We start from the raw sequence: 16,085 nt of genomic DNA on the forward strand, positions 1-16,085 counted from the left end.
GAAAGGCTGTAGCAGACCATGGACGAATCCGCGGATACGCGTCAACGGCTGTCCGACCGCATAAACCAAAAGCAGCAGGCCATCCGCTCCTACCTGGGACGGGAACGGCCACGACGGAACAGACTCTCCAACATCAGCATCGTGGGCAGTGCACTGGCGGCCATGCTCACGGCTGGCCCAGCAGTGGGCGGAACGGGATTCACCGAAGCGGTCCAGGGCATCTTTTCCCTGGGCGACGACTCCATCGTTTGGCGGTTCCTCTGTCTCGCGGCGGTAGTTCTCTCGGTCGCCGCCGCCCTGGCCACGAACTTCGCCAACTCCCGCGCCCTGGGCGAAAAGGTCAGCGCGGCCGAGAGCGCCAACGCCCAGCTCGATGGACTGCAGTTGTCCCTGAACTTCGGCAACCTGGCCGTGGCCGACGCACTGAAGCTCTATCAGCAAGCCGTGGCACCGGTGGCCTTCGTGGACGAGGCGCCCTCGCGCTGAGCTGCTTCCTGGAAAACGTACGACGGCGGGTTGCTGGCGGGAATGCCAGCCACCCATTCGAATTCGATCGGGTCGTCACCGGGGTGATTCACCCGGTTCACCCCGCCGTCGCCGGCCCTTAACCCTGCCCGTCAAGCATGGGTCCCATGACTGCTCTTTCCCGCCGAATCGTCCTCAAAGGCGCCATCGCCGCCGCCGGTGCCGCCGCCGTCGCACCTTCTCTCGTGGTCCCGGCCCACGCATCCCGGCCGTCCGCGGTTCCCCTGGTCCGCAACCGCCTGACCCTCCCGTCCGGCATCTCCACCGGGGACGTCACCACCAACTCCGGCGTCCTGTGGTCGCGCGCGTCGGGCGCCGGCCGGCTGGTCGCCAACCTGGTGGCCGTCGACGAGGACGGGTCCGCGCTCCGCGGCGGCCGCGCCTTCAGCCGCGTGCTGCGCGGCACCGCTGCCAGCGACGCCACCGACTTCACCTCGAAGATCCACGCCCGTGACCTCCCGTCGGGCACCCGCTTTGCGATCGCCATGCACTTCGAGGACCCGGACGGCAACGCAGGGGAGACCGCCCGCGGTTCATTCAGCACTGCGCCCGGTTCGAAGGCCAACAGCCCCTGGTCCCGCAGCGCCGGGAGCGAGCGCGGGCAGAGCTTCGTCTGGACCGGGGATACCGCGGGCCAGGGCTGGGGCATCAACGAGGGGATCGGCGGCATGCGCGGGTATGCGGCCATGCTCGCCACCAAGCCGGACTTCTTCATCCACTCCGGCGACACCATCTACGCCGACGGCCCCATCGCCGCCCAGGTCACCGAGCCCGACGGCCAGATCTGGCGCAACCTCGTGACCGAGGAGGTCTCCAAGGTGGCCGAAACCCTCGAGGAGTACCGCGGCCGGCACCGCTACAACCTCATGGACAAGAACATCCGCGCCCTCTACGCCGAGGTTCCGGTCATCGCCCAGTGGGACGACCACGAAACCACCAACAACTGGTACCCCGGCGAAGTCCTCACCGACGCCCGCTACACCGAGCGCCGCGTCGACGTCCTCGCGGCGCGCGGCCGCCAGGCGTGGCAGGAATACCAGCCCATCGCCCAGCTCAGCGACGGCAGCACCGGCTTCGAACCGGCCCGCATCTACCGCAAGATTTCCCGCGGCCCGCAGCTGGACGTGTTCTGCCTGGACATGCGCACCTTCAAGGACCCCAACACTGACGGCAAGGAAGCGCGCCTCACCCACATCCTCGGCCAGGAGCAGGCCGACTGGCTCATCCGTGAAGTCAGCAAGTCCAAAGCCACCTGGAAGGTGATCTCCGCGGACCTCCCGCTCGGCATCATCGTCCCTGACGGGCCCTCAGCGCAGGAGTCCCTCGCCAACCGCGACGCCGGTGCCCCCTTGGGCAAGGAGCTCGAGATCGCGCGCGTGCTGTCCGCGTTCAAGCGCAACCGGGTTAAAAACGTGGTGTGGCTCACCGCGGACGTGCACTACTGCGCCGCCCACCACTACTCTCCCGAGCGCGCCGCCTTCCGGGACTTCGACCCCTTCTGGGAGTTCGTCGGCGGGCCCATCAACGCCGGCAGCTTCGGACCCAACCAAATGGACGCCACCTTCGGCCCGGAGGTGGTCTTCTCCCGGGCCGGTGCCTACGCCGGCGAGTCCCCCCGCAGCGGCGAAAGCCAGTACTTCGGCCACGTTGACCTCGGCGCGGACGACGTCTTCTCCGTGACCCTCCGCAACGCCAACGGCGCTGTGATTTTCCGCAAGGACCTGCACCCGGAGCCCTAGGCCCGCTCCACCGGCGGCGCCCGGCTCAGTCGACAGTCACCTCGGGCTGCCCTGCGGCGCCGGGAGGCTGCCAGTGCTACCGCCGCCATGGACACGTTGTCCGCCGGAAGCGGGATTTATCCAGAATGGCAGGCCGCTCTGCGGCCAGCAATGGGGGAACTTCTTGCCAGCGGGCGGGCGATTCAGATGGGTAGCCACCCGGCCTGTCCGGTGGGAGGATTCCAATATGAGCGAGTTCTTTCCGGAAAATGGGCCGCACCTGCACGCGCATGCGGCACCCACCACCCAGCAGATGCGCACCGTTGGTCAGCGCCGGCGGGATGCCGAAGAGAAGCTGGAACAGCATCTTCAGGAAGCCCGCCACAAGGACGATCCGCAAAACGATGAACCACTCACACAGTCCGCTGCGGCCGAAGCCGAGAATACCGGCGGGCAGGACGACGGCGGACTGCCCCCCGTGGAGGGTGTGGATCCGAACCCGGGGCGGTGATCCCCACCGGCGCCCTAACCTCGCAAGCTCGGCCAGGGAACCCTGCCGGCGTGGGCCCAACCACCGGCGCCCTAACCTCGCAAGCTCGGCCAGGGAACCCTCCCGGCGTGGGCCCAACCACCGGCGCAACAGGCGGAATCACGACGGCGGGTGGCCGGCATTGCCGGCCACCCGCCGTCGGGCTTTACGGATACTGCGGAACTGCGGTTACTCGAAGTACTCGATCCGCGGTTCGCCCTGGACACCGGCGCGCTGCATCGCGTCCTTCAAGTCCGGGCTGGCAAAGAACGCCCTTGCGGTCTCCACGTTGTCGAAGTGATGGATGACCAGGACATTGTCCGGATCATCCGCCATCCGGTGGACCGACTGCTGGGTGACGCCGCCATCGTTCTGCATGTCGGCGACGGAATCGTAGACCTTGCGCCATGCGTCGTAGTCGGCAACGCGGTGAAGGATGAGTGAAACGGCCATGATGCTTCTCCTTTGAAGCGATGAGTGTCTGAAGCGAGGCTGCGGCCTACGCTTTGGGGCCGGCGGTAAGCGTGTTGTAAACGTCGTAGAAGCTGATTTCCGGCGGGCCGGGAATCCCTACTTCCGCTGAGATGGGTCCGATCTTCTCCTTCGAGAAGGCATCGAACTGCTCGCGCGTTTCCCACGTGTCGACGACGCGGATGCCGTTGTCCGTGGCGGCCACCCAGTGGGTCAGGCCGCCCGGGGCGCCCGGACCGCCGTGGGTGAAGCCCATTTTCTCGATGACTTGGTCGTACTGCTCCAGTGTTGCCCCGGCGAAATCCATGACGATGGCGACAGGCATGACGTCCTCCTGAAATGATTGCGGAATCACCTAAGGCGGCCCAGGATTGGGCCGCCCAAGGCCGTGCTACTCCTGCCCGGCCGAGGTGTCAACAGTCTTTTCATTGACTGAAGGGCGCCCGTCACATTTTCAGCAGAGAACGTAATCCGGCATTCCTACTGCAAGAATGGCGAAGTCATGTGCGGGAGGTCACAAGCAACGGCGCTTGGGACCTCCCGTGCAATGCCCTGGGGAGGCAAGGATGTCAGGAATCAGTTTTACGGCCATCGACTTCGAGACGGCCAACAGCCACCGCGGCTCGGCATGCGCCGTCGGCCTGGTGAAGGTCCGGAACGGGCACATCGTGGACACGGCGTCGTGGCTCATCAAGCCGCCGCCCGGGATCGACGACTTTGATCCCATCAATGTGGAGCTCCACGGCATCGCCCAACCGGACGTCCAGAGCGCCGCCGACTGGGAGATGTCCCTCGAGGGCATTCTGCAGTTCGTCTCCGAGGACCCGATCGTGGCGTTCGATGCCGCCTACGATGCCTCCGTGATGCGTAAAGCCACCGAGCACCAGTATCTGGACCTGCCAGCCAAGGACTTCTACTGCGCGCTGCACCTCGCGGAGGATTACCTGGCCCTGCCACGGCACCGCCTCGGCGACGTGCTGGCCGCGCTGGAACTTCCGCCCGTTGAGCGGCACGAGCCGCGGGCACACGCACTGGCCTGCGCCCAGATCGTGATCGCCGTCGCTGCCCGCCGCGGCTTCACCACTCTGGCCGAGGTCTGGGAAGGGCCGACGACGGCGGTCGGCAAGCGCCGCCGTGGCCGGCGCGTCCGCACCGACTCCGGCCCGGAAGCTGAAACACCCGGCGCCGCTGGGGCCCGGATCGCCGAGGCAGGCACCGCGGACCTGCTGCAGCTGAGCCGCACCGAGGTCGAGCGCCCCGACTTTGAACATTCTGATACTGGCCGCATTGAACCGAACGCGGCCGCCAAACCGGTAGCCCGGAAGCGCGCATTCCGTACCGCGGCGGGGTTGGTCCTGTTCGCTCTGGGCGTCGCGGCCGCCGTCGGGCTCGCCTACCTCACTGGACTCACCATCCGGTACGTCGCCGCCGGCCAGGCCGTCACAGCTGCACTGACGCTCGCCGCCGCCGCGGCCACCATGTGGGCGATCTGGGCAAGCATCACCCGCGGCTGGCACCGGCTCCGCCCCGGCAACTGACGGGCGATAACTGACCTCCCCCGGCGGCCTGCCGCCACGGGTTCATGCTCCGCATCTGCGAGAATGCTCGTGGACCGGGGCGGGCGTAACTGAACAAGGCCGTCCCTTCAGCTCAACGAGGCCTCACGGCCGGGGAAGGCGGACATCCATGCCCATGTGGGCCCAGGCGCTATTTTGGGGAACTCTGGCCGGCGGAGCGCTGGTTCTCGGCTCGGGACTGTCCTGGAAATGGAACATCCCCGCCAAGCTGGTCTCCTCGATAATGGCGTTCGGGGCGGGCGTGCTCATCTCCGCGCTGGCGTTCGAGCTCGTGGACGAGGCTGTGCAGGGCGGGGGACTCTGGCCCACGGTCTTCGGCTTCCTTGCCGGCGCGGTGGTCTACGTGGGCGCCAACGCGTTGCTAGCCCGCTCCGGAGCCAAACACAGGAAACGGTCCAAAGACCAGCAGCCCTCCGAAAAGGACGATCCGGGCAGCGGTACAGCCATCGCCGTCGGGGCACTCCTGGATGGCATTCCTGAATCGGTGGTCCTCGGCCTGGGCCTCATCACCGCAGGCACCGTGAGCCCCGCCATGCTCGCCGCCGTGTTCATCTCGAACGTCCCCGAAGGGCTGTCCAGCACGGCAGGCATGAAGAAGGCCGGCCGCAGCGCCAAGTACGTCTTCGGCGTATGGGGCGGCATCGCGCTCCTCTGCGGGCTCGCCTCGCTGGTAGGCTACACGGCGCTTGAAACCGCACCCGACAGCCTGGTCGCCTTCATCACCGCCGTCGCCGCCGGCGGGATCCTCGCCATGCTCGCGGACACAATGATCCCCGAGGCCTTCGAGGAGCACCACAACCTCACCGGCCTGGTGGCCGCCGTGGGCTTCCTCTCCGCGTTTACCATCCACCATGTTGGCGGCTAATTGGTGACCCCGACGACGGGTGGCCGGCGACGCTGGCGTCCACCCGCCGTCGAGCTTTAACGACCGGTCCAAACGGACCGGTCAGGTCAGGCGGCCGTGACCGTGACCGTCCTGGTGGCGAGAACCTTCGACGTGATCCAGTGCAGGAACTGGATGCTGATGGTGTACCTGCCGGGAGCCGGAGGGTGCAGCAGGAAGTCGAACTTCTCGGCGGCGCCGGACTTGATGATGTTGGTCAGGAGCGGCTGGCGGGCTATCGAGGGCTGCACCGCAGGGCCTGTGGGGCTGGGCGTGGTCCAGTACGCCCGGCCGTCGTGGGCGATCAGCTCGGCGATCCTGGCTGGCCTGCCCGCCGCATCCGTGATCGTGGTCAGCGTGGGGAAATAATCGACGTTGACCATGCGTATCAACGTTGGATACTTGCCGTTCCGCACCACGTTGGCCCGCATCTGGGAGACGGTCCAGACTACGTCGTCGCCCCTCGGCCGAGTAGGGATGTTGCCGCCGAGGAGGAAAAAATGCCTTGGCTCAAAGCGATTCAGCCCAGCGTCCTCGCCGTTGAGCCCCGCGGCATGGTTCAGTTCGTGCCACCGCGGATCGAGGGAGTAGGGCGCAATCAGGGTTTCCGTGGCGATGTCATACAGCGGACCTTCAAAGGTGTGACGGCGTGTCCCGGCCGGCGCGGGCATAGCTGGATTGGCCGGAGGGTCGACGACGATCGCGCCGAACATGCCCATCTGGACGTGGAGCGGGGTGTTGACGTGGCAGTGGTAGAAGTAGGTTCCCGCCGAGCCGCGGTTGGGGTTGCCGCGTTCGGCAACGTCGGGCCTCCACTGGTAGGTGTAATGGCCGGTGACCTCGAAGGAGGTGTGGCCCACGCCGTCGTTCCTCGGATCCGGTTCGATGCCGTGCCAGTGAATGGTGTGGACTCTCTTGCTGGGCTTGATGGTCGACTGGAACAGTTGGCCCTCCTGCATCCGCACCGTAGTCCCGGGGAATTGGCGCCCGAATTCGTTGCCCTCGAAGCTCCACATCTCATGCTCGGAACCGTCGGGAAAATCGAACTTCCGGTTGAAGAAGTCCATCTCGAGGAAGACGTCAGGCTTCAGCGGAAATTCGGTTTCCGGGCTGCCTTCATGCGGCTGGTCGGAGGAGAAGTCCACCTGGCTGCGGAACGTGTGGTGCGGATCCGCGGCCGTAGGCGGTGTCCCTTGCACCGGGGCGGGCTGGCCGGCCAGCACCCAGTCCGCCACCATCCCGCCGGGGTACAGCCCGCCGCGCGCCGTCTGGGACGGCTCCGCGTGGCAGTGCATGGGATACGTCCAGTCCTCGGTCCTGGCGTTCCACACCTGGTCGATCACCTCCGGCGGCCGCCTGACCGGGAGGATGGACTCCTTGCGTTCCAGCGGCTGCAGCTGGATGGTGTCCTCCCACTGCTGGAGCACGACGTCACCCTGGGGCGTAACCCGGCCATGTGACCGTGGAAAGTCGACGCCATTGGAGCGCACGGTCCACACATGGTTGCCGTGGTAGTGCAGCTGGTGGTCAGCGATGCCGGCGTTGACCATCCGCATGAGGTGTCCGGTGCGGATGGCCCCGGCGGACGGGGAGGCGCTGAAGTTGCGCACGTCGGTCTCGCGGGGGTGGCCTGAAGGCAGGGTGTCCTGGTGCCGGCGTTCGTTGAACTCCAAGTCCGTGGTGGCTGCCAGTGACTGGAACCCGGCGAACCCGTTGATGGTGAAGTAGTCCGGCACGGCCGGGGTGGCCAGCGGATCGATAGTCTGCCCCCTCGAGGCGATGCGGGCCCAGTTGGAGTCGACGTCGTGGCACAGCCACAGCCACTGGCGCTCGAACTCGGCCGCGCCGGGGGCCAGCCGCCACGCGTTGCGGGGATCGATCACCACCAGGGCCCCATAGAGACCCAGGGTCCGTTCCACCGGCTGGTTGCCCGGGTCCGTGTAGAGGTAGGTCCCGGGCAGGGGCGCAGGAAACCGCAGCAGCTTCGATGTGCCCGGCGCGACCGGCCCTGATCCGGCGTCGGCCCCGCCCGGTCCCGCGCCGTGGAACCGGATTTCGTGCGGCTGCGCGAGGTTGTTGTGCAGCATGATTTCGATGGTGCTGCCGGTCTCGGCAATCAGTGTCCGGGGCGGAAAGAAGCTGGCCCAGTAACCCCGCCGGGCCAGGAACTGCCGGGCGAAGGCCGGGTCGGGCCGCAGTGGCGTGGGCCTGCCATGCGGCGGCACGGGGGCGCCCAGCGGGTACGTCCTGCTCGCCACCACGCGGCCGTTCGCAGTGATCACCCGGGGACTCATGGCCAGCGCCGGCTTCGGGTCGTTCAGTGCGGTGCGGCGGTCCCCGAACCCGCGGTGGTAGACCAGCGAGCCGTCCACCATGGGCACGAATCCGTCGTTGATGTGGATGTCCAGAGTAGCCACGCCCGACCTCCCAGTGTGCTGGGGACCGGAGTGAAGCTGAAATGCAAGTCCATGTTCGCCCCCAATTGCGCTTTCAGACTGCCCCCATGGTCATGCCTGGAGCCTAGGGAAAGCTTGGGACCGCCGTCGAAAAGGCGTATGTCCTTACATGGGCCGCACCGGCGGCGTTGTTGACGCCCCTACGTGACGACGCCGGTATCAAGCGCTGCAGGCAGCCCGGCTGCTGCCTCAAGGCGCAGCTCCAGGTCGGTCATGACCACCGCGGCCAGGTCACGCAGGTTTGCACTGTCCTCGTCGGTCATGGTGCGGGGTTCGAAGTCCAGGATGCAGAGGGTGCCCAGGTTGTAGCCGCTCCGGGTCTTGAGGGGAGCGCCGGCGTAGAATTTCAGGCCGAAGTCGCCAGCGACCAGCGGATTGAGCAGCGTCCGCGGGTCCTCCGGCGCGTTCTCCACCACCCAGAGATCGTCCTGCAGGATCGCCGACGCGCACAGGCCCGGATCCCTGCTGATCTGCTCCAAGTCCAGGCCGTGGTGGGACTTGAACCAGATCCGGTCGTGATCCACGATCGACACGATGGCCACCGGCACCGAGAACAGCCTGGCAGCCAGCGCGGTGACTCTGTCGAAGGCGCCGTCCGGGGGAGTGTCGAGGATGCCGTAGCTGTGCACGGCCTCCATCCGGGCTTCCTCGTCGGCGGGAATGACGGTGGCGTCAACCTTGTGCTTTCCGCGGCTGCTGAGGGACAGCTCATACAGGGCCTGGCTCACCTCGGCGGTCGATGGCCTGTCCTCCGGGTTCCGTGCGGTCATGGCCGCCAGGAGGAGCCGCCACTCAGGCTCAACGTCCTCCGGGATATGGGGGTCGTCCATCAGGCGGGCGAGGGCGCTCTGCAACGGGTCGCCGGGAAACGCCTGCTGCCCGGTCAGGCTCTCGAGCAGGACCAGGCCCAGGGAGTAGACATCGCTGGGCGGGCCAATGGGCTCGGCCTTCGCCTGCTCGGGGCTGAGGTAGCCCGCGGTGCCAAGGAATCCGCCGTCGTGCAGGTCCGGCGCGTCAGCCATCAACGCGATGCCGAAATCTGTCAGCTTTGCGTGCATCCGGGCGGTGTCGTGCTGGTAGTCGAAGACCAGGATGTTACCGGGCTTGACGTCCCGGTGAACCACGCCGCTTTCATGGATGTAGGCGAGGGCGTCCGCCACGTCGTAGCCGATTTCGGCCGTGTGCCGGGAAGAGAGCGGGCCTTCGGCGAGGCGGCGCTTGAGGTCTGGGCCTTCCACCAGCTCCATGACCAGGTAGATTCGGGTGCGGCCGGGCTCTTCCCGGTCGACGCCGGCGTCAAGGAGCGTGATGAGGCTGTGGTGGTTCAGGGCCGCGAGGACTTTGACTTCGGCGTCATCATCACGTGCTCTTTCATGAGCGGCGTTGCTTTTGTTGATGACCTTGAGAGCTACTTCTCGCTCGAGGGACAGATCGACGGCCCGGTACACGTTGGCCATGGCGCCGGAACCGATCTGTTCCACCACCCGGTACCTTTCGCCGATGACTGCGCCTTCTGCTATGCCGGGTTGTACGGCCATGAGGTACCTTGATTTTCCCGCCTGGCCCGGGGCCGGCGATATTAGTGCGTTGAAGCGCTGTGACAGCAGTGTGCGCCAGAGACATAGTTTTGGATACACAGAAAGAGCCGATTTGCATCGGCTCTTTTTGTGGTCCGGCCTAGATGAGGCTGGGGGCGCTCGCCAGTATGTAGTCAGCGGCTGCGGGACCCGTCATGGCCAGCTCGCAGTTCTCCGGATCGATGCCGCGCCCCTTAAACGCTGTGAACAGGGAGCCGGGGGCGGCTGGCTGCAACTGGTGGATCAGGCACCAGCTGGTGTAGAGGCCGTAGAGTTCGTCGGGGCCGAGGACTGTGTCGGTTTCCCGCTCCGTGGTCAGCGCCTCGGCGATAAATTGGTCAAACTGGGTGGCATCCATTTTTGGGCTCCTCTAAACCATGCACATTGATCCGCCGTTCTGCTTCAGCGATAACGGATCTCTGCCTTCGGGGCCAGCGATCTACCTGAAATTTATGCGAGACAGACTGTTCTGTCTAGTTGAGCCGGGGATGCGCAAAGTCGTATCTGGAACGCTACTTTCAGTGAGTGGTAACGACGCCGGGCGGTCGGCACTTGCTGCCCGCGCGGCCTGTCCGGAAAGGCTGGCTCTGTGGCTGCGGCCCCCGAGGTCAGGGACGATTTGCGCGTGCCTCCGGGGCCGTGTAGAGTCATTCGAGTCGCCGCCGCTGAAGCGGAAAAATAGCGACCGACCCCCTTCAAAACAGCCTGAAAAATGGCGCACTCAACGGTGTGCCGCAGACGGGCCGGGGACCCCCCTGCAAGCGAAAATCGCGGAAGCGCCGATTTGCAAAGCTTCGATAGAGCGGGTAGGTTTGAAAAGTTGCTCCGGAGCGATCCTGAACGTTGGTTTGGGTGGTGCCGGGTGTGTCTGTTGTTTGAGAACTCAATAGTGTGCCAAGTTTGTTGATACCGATTTTTTCATGAATTGGTTGAATTTGCCGGACCGTGCCGCCTCCGTGGTGTGGTCTGGTGTTTTTGGCTGGTTTCAAATTTTGTGCAGCCGGTTTCCGCGTTATTTCCGTGGTTTCTGGTTGTGTCTGTTTTTCTTCAACGGAGAGTTTGATCCTGGCTCAGGATGAACGCTGGCGGCGTGCTTAACACATGCAAGTCGAACGATGATCCGGTGCTTGCACCGGGGATTAGTGGCGAACGGGTGAGTAACACGTGAGTAACCTGCCCTTGACTCTGGGATAAGCCTGGGAAACTGGGTCTAATACCGGATATGACTCCTCATCGCATGGTGGGGGGTGGAAAGCTTTTGCGGTTTTGGATGGACTCGCGGCCTATCAGCTTGTTGGTGAGGTAATGGCTCACCAAGGCGACGACGGGTAGCCGGCCTGAGAGGGTGACCGGCCACACTGGGACTGAGACACGGCCCAGACTCCTACGGGAGGCAGCAGTGGGGAATATTGCACAATGGGCGAAAGCCTGATGCAGCGACGCCGCGTGAGGGATGACGGCCTTCGGGTTGTAAACCTCTTTCAGTAGGGAAGAAGCGAAAGTGACGGTACCTGCAGAAGAAGCGCCGGCTAACTACGTGCCAGCAGCCGCGGTAATACGTAGGGCGCAAGCGTTATCCGGAATTATTGGGCGTAAAGAGCTCGTAGGCGGTTTGTCGCGTCTGCCGTGAAAGTCCGGGGCTCAACTCCGGATCTGCGGTGGGTACGGGCAGACTAGAGTGATGTAGGGGAGACTGGAATTCCTGGTGTAGCGGTGAAATGCGCAGATATCAGGAGGAACACCGATGGCGAAGGCAGGTCTCTGGGCATTAACTGACGCTGAGGAGCGAAAGCATGGGGAGCGAACAGGATTAGATACCCTGGTAGTCCATGCCGTAAACGTTGGGCACTAGGTGTGGGGGACATTCCACGTTTTCCGCGCCGTAGCTAACGCATTAAGTGCCCCGCCTGGGGAGTACGGCCGCAAGGCTAAAACTCAAAGGAATTGACGGGGGCCCGCACAAGCGGCGGAGCATGCGGATTAATTCGATGCAACGCGAAGAACCTTACCAAGGCTTGACATGGACCGGATCGCCGCAGAAATGTGGTTTCTCCTTTGGGGCCGGTTCACAGGTGGTGCATGGTTGTCGTCAGCTCGTGTCGTGAGATGTTGGGTTAAGTCCCGCAACGAGCGCAACCCTCGTTCCATGTTGCCAGCACGTAGTGGTGGGGACTCATGGGAGACTGCCGGGGTCAACTCGGAGGAAGGTGGGGACGACGTCAAATCATCATGCCCCTTATGTCTTGGGCTTCACGCATGCTACAATGGCCGGTACAAAGGGTTGCGATACTGTGAGGTGGAGCTAATCCCAAAAAGCCGGTCTCAGTTCGGATTGGGGTCTGCAACTCGACCCCATGAAGTCGGAGTCGCTAGTAATCGCAGATCAGCAACGCTGCGGTGAATACGTTCCCGGGCCTTGTACACACCGCCCGTCAAGTCACGAAAGTTGGTAACACCCGAAGCCGGTGGCCTAACCCCTTGTGGGAGGGAGCCGTCGAAGGTGGGACTGGCGATTGGGACTAAGTCGTAACAAGGTAGCCGTACCGGAAGGTGCGGCTGGATCACCTCCTTTCTAAGGAGCACCTACAGGCCCATGTTCCCGTGTATGCGGGGTGTGTGGTTTGTCAGGAGTAAAGGCCCGTTGCGCAGGCGATCGTTCTGCGGCGGGTGCTCATGGGTGGAATATCAACGGATAGCGGCCGCGTGGTTTTGTCCTGTGTCTAGTACGGACGGGTTCCCTTCGGGGGTCTTGTCCTGGAACGGTGCGGGGCGGGGTTGTGCGGTTTAGTGTTTGGCACACTGTTGGGTCCTGAGGCAACAGGACCGGGGGGCGGGGTTGTTTTTCCTTGCTGTTCCGGGACTTGTGTTTCTGGTTTCCTGGCTGCGCCGATTGCATGGGTGCCCTTTGGGGTGTGTGCGGGGTGTGTGGTACGGGGTTGTTGTTTGAGAACTACATAGTGGACGCGAGCATCTTTTATAAGAAGCAATTTCCAAGAATATGAACCTGGATCTGGTTCGCATGCCCTTGTGGGTGTGCGGGGCGGTTTCGTGGTTCTCTCGAAAATTACTCCTTGATCTTTTGTGGTCAAGTTTTTAAGAGCACACGGTGGATGCCTTGGCATTAGGAGCCGAAGAAGGACGTAGGAATCTGCGATAAGCCTGGGGGAGTCGATAACCGGACTGTGATCCCAGGGTGTCCGAATGGGGAAACCCCGCCAGACGCGCGAGTGATCTGGTGACCCGCATCTGAACACATAGGGTGCGTGGAGGGAACGCGGGGAAGTGAAACATCTCAGTACCCGCAGGAAGAGAAAACAACAGTGATTCCGTTAGTAGTGGCGAGCGAACGCGGATCAGGCTAAACCGACCCATGTGTGATAGCCGGCGGGCGTTGCATGGGCGGGGTTGTGGGACTTGTTGTCCCGGTTCTGCCGGACCGGGGAGGTGTGAGTGCTGGTATAGGTGAACGGTCTTGAAAGGCCGGCCGTAGAGGGTGTGAGCCCCGTAACCGTAATGCTGTGCACCGCCTTTGATGAGTATCCCAAGTAGCACGGGGCCCGAGAAATCCCGTGTGAATCTGTCAGGACCACCTGATAAGCCTAAATACTCCCTAATGACCGATAGCGGACCAGTACCGTGAGGGAAAGGTGAAAAGTACCCCGGGAGGGGAGTGAAACAGTACCTGAAACCGTGTGCTTACAATCCGTCGGAGCAGCCTTGTAGCTGTGACGGCGTGCCTTTTGAAGAATGAGCCTGCGAGTTAGTGTTACGTCGCGAGGTTAACCCGTGTGGGGAAGCCGTAGCGAAAGCGAGTCTGAACAGGGCGTTGCAGTGGCGTGATCTAGACCCGAAGCGAAGTGATCTACCCATGGCCAGGTTGAAGCGACGGTAAGACGTCGTGGAGGACCGAACCCACTTCAGTTGAAAATGGAGGGGATGAGCTGTGGGTAGGGGTGAAAGGCCAATCAAACTTCGTGATAGCTGGTTCTCCCCGAAATGCATTTAGGTGCAGCGTTGCGTGTTTCTTACCGGAGGTAGAGCTACTGGATGGCTAATGGGCCCTACAAGGTTACTGACGTCAGCCAAACTCCGAATGCCGGTAAGTGAGAGCGCAGCAGTGAGACTGTGGGGGATAAGCTTCATAGTCGAGAGGGAAACAGCCCAGACCACCAACTAAGGCCCCTAAGCGTGTGCTAAGTGGGAAAGGATGTGGAGTTGCGAAGACAACCAGGAGGTTGGCTTAGAAGCAGCCATCCTTAAAAGAGTGCGTAATAGCTCACTGGTCAAGTGATTCCGCGCCGACAATGTAGCGGGGCTCAAGTACACCGCCGAAGTTGTGGCATTCACATATTTTCCAAGCCTTCGTGGTTCAGGAGTGTGGATGGGTAGGGGAGCGTCGTGTGGGCGGTGAAGTCGCGGTGTAAACCAGCGGTGGAGCCTACACGAGTGAGAATGCAGGCATGAGTAGCGAAAGACGGGTGAGAAACCCGTCCGCCGGATGATCAAGGGTTCCAGGGTCAAGCTAATCTGCCCTGGGTAAGTCGGGACCTAAGGCGAGGCCGACAGGCGTAGTCGATGGACAACGGGTTGATATTCCCGTACCGGCGAAAAACCGCCCATGTTGAACAGGGGATACTAACCGCCTGAAACCTGCCCGACACCCCTTGTGGGTGAAGGGTTTTGGTGGAGCGCGGGACCTGATCCTGGGAGGCAAGCGTATTAACAGGTGTGACGCAGGAAGGTAGCCGAGCCGGGCGATGGTTGTCCCGGTCCAAGGATGTAGGGCGAACGGTAGGCAAATCCGCTGTTCATGTGCCTGAGATCTGACGGGACTCCCGTAAAGGGGGGATTCGGTGATCCTATGCTGCCTAGAAAAGCATCGGCGCGAGGTTTTAGCCGCCCGTACCCCAAACCGACACAGGTGATCAGGTAGAGAATACTAAGGCGATCGAGAGAATTATGGTTAAGGAACTCGGCAAAATGCCCCCGTAACTTCGGGAGAAGGGGGGCCCCAACCTTGAACGGTACTAGCGACCGGGAGGGGATCGGGGCCGCAGAGACCAGGGGGAAGCGACTGTTTACTAAAAACACAGGTCCGTGCGAAGTCGCAAGACGATGTATACGGACTGACTCCTGCCCGGTGCTGGAAGGTTAAGAGGACCGGTTAGCCGCAAGGCGAAGCTGAGAATTTAAGCCCCAGTAAACGGCGGTGGTAACTATAACCATCCTAAGGTAGCGAAATTCCTTGTCGGGTAAGTTCCGACCTGCACGAATGGAGTAACGACTTCCCCGCTGTCTCAACCATAAACTCGGCGAAATTGCAGTACGAGTAAAGATGCTCGTTACGCGCAGCAGGACGGAAAGACCCCGAGACCTTTACTATAGTTTGGTATTGGTGTTCGGAGTGGCTTGTGTAGGATAGGTGGGAGACGTTGAAGCCCGGACGCCAGTTCGGGTGGAGTCATCGTTGAAATACCACTCTGGTCACTTTGGACATCTAACTTCGGCCCGTAATCCGGGTCAGGGACAGTGCCTGATGGGTAGTTTAACTGGGGCGGTTGCCTCCTAAAAAGTAACGGAGGCGCCCAAAGGTTCCCTCAGCCTGGTTGGCAATCAGGTGTCGAGTGTAAGTGCACAAGGGAGCTTGACTGTGAGAGAGACATCTCGAGCAGGGACGAAAGTCGGGACTAGTGATCCGGCGGTACATTGTGGAATGGCCGTCGCTCAACGGATAAAAGGTACCTCGGGGATAACAGGCTGATCTTGCCCAAGAGTCCATATCGACGGCATGGTTTGGCACCTCGATGTCGGCTCGTCGCATCCTGGGGCTGGAGTAGGTCCCAAGGGTTGGGCTGTTCGCCCATTAAAGCGGTACGCGAGCTGGGTTTAGAACGTCGTGAGACAGTTCGGTCCCTATCCGCTGCGCGCGCAGGAAATTTGAGAAGGGCTGTCCTTAGTACGAGAGGACCGGGACGGACGAACCTCTGGTGTGTCAGTTGTACTGCCAAGTGCACCGCTGATTAGCTACGTTCGGATGGGATAACCGCTGAAAGCATCTAAGCGGGAAGCTCGCTTCGAGATGAGATTTCCATACACCTTGTGTGTGAGAGGCCCCCAGCCAGACCACTGGGTTGATAGGCCGGATGTGGAAGCGAGGACTAACGACTCGTGAAGCTGACCGGTACTAATAGGCCGATAACTTACACCACACACCCTCTTCGTGAACGAAACCTTCAAAAGACGTTCACACCATGGAGCAGGGTACAAAGAAACAAGACTGCTTGCGTCCACTATGTGGTTCCCAACCAACAAACCCGCCACGGGTTTTGATGGTCCCGGAACCAACAAC

The 16,085-nt window shown here is 62.6% G+C and carries 10 protein-coding genes and 2 rRNA genes; 7 read left to right on the plus strand and 5 right to left on the minus strand.

All coding sequences use genetic code 11. The annotated features are described in order from the left end of the window. Positions 1–18 precede the first annotated feature (18 nt). The 3 genes from CXZ05_RS03600 (at position 19) to CXZ05_RS03610 (ending at position 2,754) form a co-directional block, all read left to right on the plus strand. Positions 19–486, plus strand: a complete 468-nt coding sequence (locus tag CXZ05_RS03600) for a hypothetical protein (RefSeq protein ID WP_102971236.1) — start codon at positions 19–21, stop codon at positions 484–486. Positions 487–623: 137 nt separating this feature from the next. Then, positions 624–2,264, plus strand: coding sequence for an alkaline phosphatase (locus CXZ05_RS03605; protein WP_102971237.1), 1,641 nt, complete (start codon positions 624–626; stop codon positions 2,262–2,264). A 226-nt stretch (positions 2,265–2,490) separates the two neighbouring features. Then, entirely contained in the window at positions 2,491–2,754 is a 264-nt protein-coding gene (locus CXZ05_RS03610; protein ID WP_102971238.1) for a hypothetical protein, read from the plus strand. A gap of 207 nt (positions 2,755–2,961) precedes the next feature. Here the strand turns inward: CXZ05_RS03610 and CXZ05_RS03615 are convergent, their stop codons facing one another. Together CXZ05_RS03615 and CXZ05_RS03620 are read right to left on the minus strand one after the other, a co-directional pair. Then, complete coding sequence (locus CXZ05_RS03615; RefSeq protein WP_102971239.1) at positions 2,962–3,225, minus strand: cyclase; 264 nt, start codon at positions 3,223–3,225, stop codon at positions 2,962–2,964. Between the two features lie 46 nt (positions 3,226–3,271). Next, on the minus strand, positions 3,272–3,568 hold the full coding sequence (locus CXZ05_RS03620; RefSeq protein ID WP_102971240.1) for a hypothetical protein: 297 nt from the start codon (positions 3,566–3,568) through the stop codon (positions 3,272–3,274). 241 nt (positions 3,569–3,809) lie between these two features. On the opposite strand from CXZ05_RS03620, the gene CXZ05_RS03625 reads away from it, so the two are divergent. Further along, positions 3,810–4,781, plus strand: a complete 972-nt coding sequence (locus CXZ05_RS03625; RefSeq protein WP_102971241.1) for an exonuclease domain-containing protein — start codon at positions 3,810–3,812, stop codon at positions 4,779–4,781. A gap of 148 nt (positions 4,782–4,929) precedes the next feature. Next, positions 4,930–5,685: a ZIP family metal transporter gene (locus tag CXZ05_RS03630; RefSeq protein ID WP_102971242.1), complete on the plus strand. Its 756-nt coding sequence runs from the start codon at positions 4,930–4,932 to the stop codon at positions 5,683–5,685. 86 nt (positions 5,686–5,771) lie between these two features. Here CXZ05_RS03630 and CXZ05_RS03635 read toward each other — a convergent pair whose 3' ends face one another. The 3 genes from CXZ05_RS03635 to CXZ05_RS03645 all read right to left on the minus strand — a co-directional run bounded on the left by CXZ05_RS03635 (position 5,772) and on the right by CXZ05_RS03645 (position 10,094). Then, complete coding sequence (locus CXZ05_RS03635) at positions 5,772–8,120, minus strand: multicopper oxidase domain-containing protein (protein WP_102971243.1); 2,349 nt, start codon at positions 8,118–8,120, stop codon at positions 5,772–5,774. A gap of 179 nt (positions 8,121–8,299) precedes the next feature. Then, positions 8,300–9,697, minus strand: a complete 1,398-nt coding sequence (locus CXZ05_RS03640; RefSeq protein ID WP_102971244.1) for a GAF domain-containing serine/threonine-protein kinase — start codon at positions 9,695–9,697, stop codon at positions 8,300–8,302. A 139-nt stretch (positions 9,698–9,836) separates the two neighbouring features. After that, positions 9,837–10,094, minus strand: coding sequence for a hypothetical protein (locus CXZ05_RS03645; protein ID WP_102971245.1), 258 nt, complete (start codon positions 10,092–10,094; stop codon positions 9,837–9,839). Positions 10,095–10,783: 689 nt separating this feature from the next. Here CXZ05_RS03645 and CXZ05_RS03650 point away from each other — a divergent pair. Beyond that, positions 10,784–12,308, plus strand: a 16S ribosomal RNA gene (locus CXZ05_RS03650). A gap of 511 nt (positions 12,309–12,819) precedes the next feature. Then, a 23S ribosomal RNA gene (locus CXZ05_RS03655) occupies positions 12,820–15,945 on the plus strand. The 16S and 23S rRNA genes sit together here, the layout of an rRNA operon. Positions 15,946–16,085: the final 140 nt, after the last annotated feature.

The organism is Arthrobacter sp. AFG20 (genome assembly GCF_002892795.1).
GTDB lineage: Bacteria > Actinomycetota > Actinomycetes > Actinomycetales > Micrococcaceae > Arthrobacter.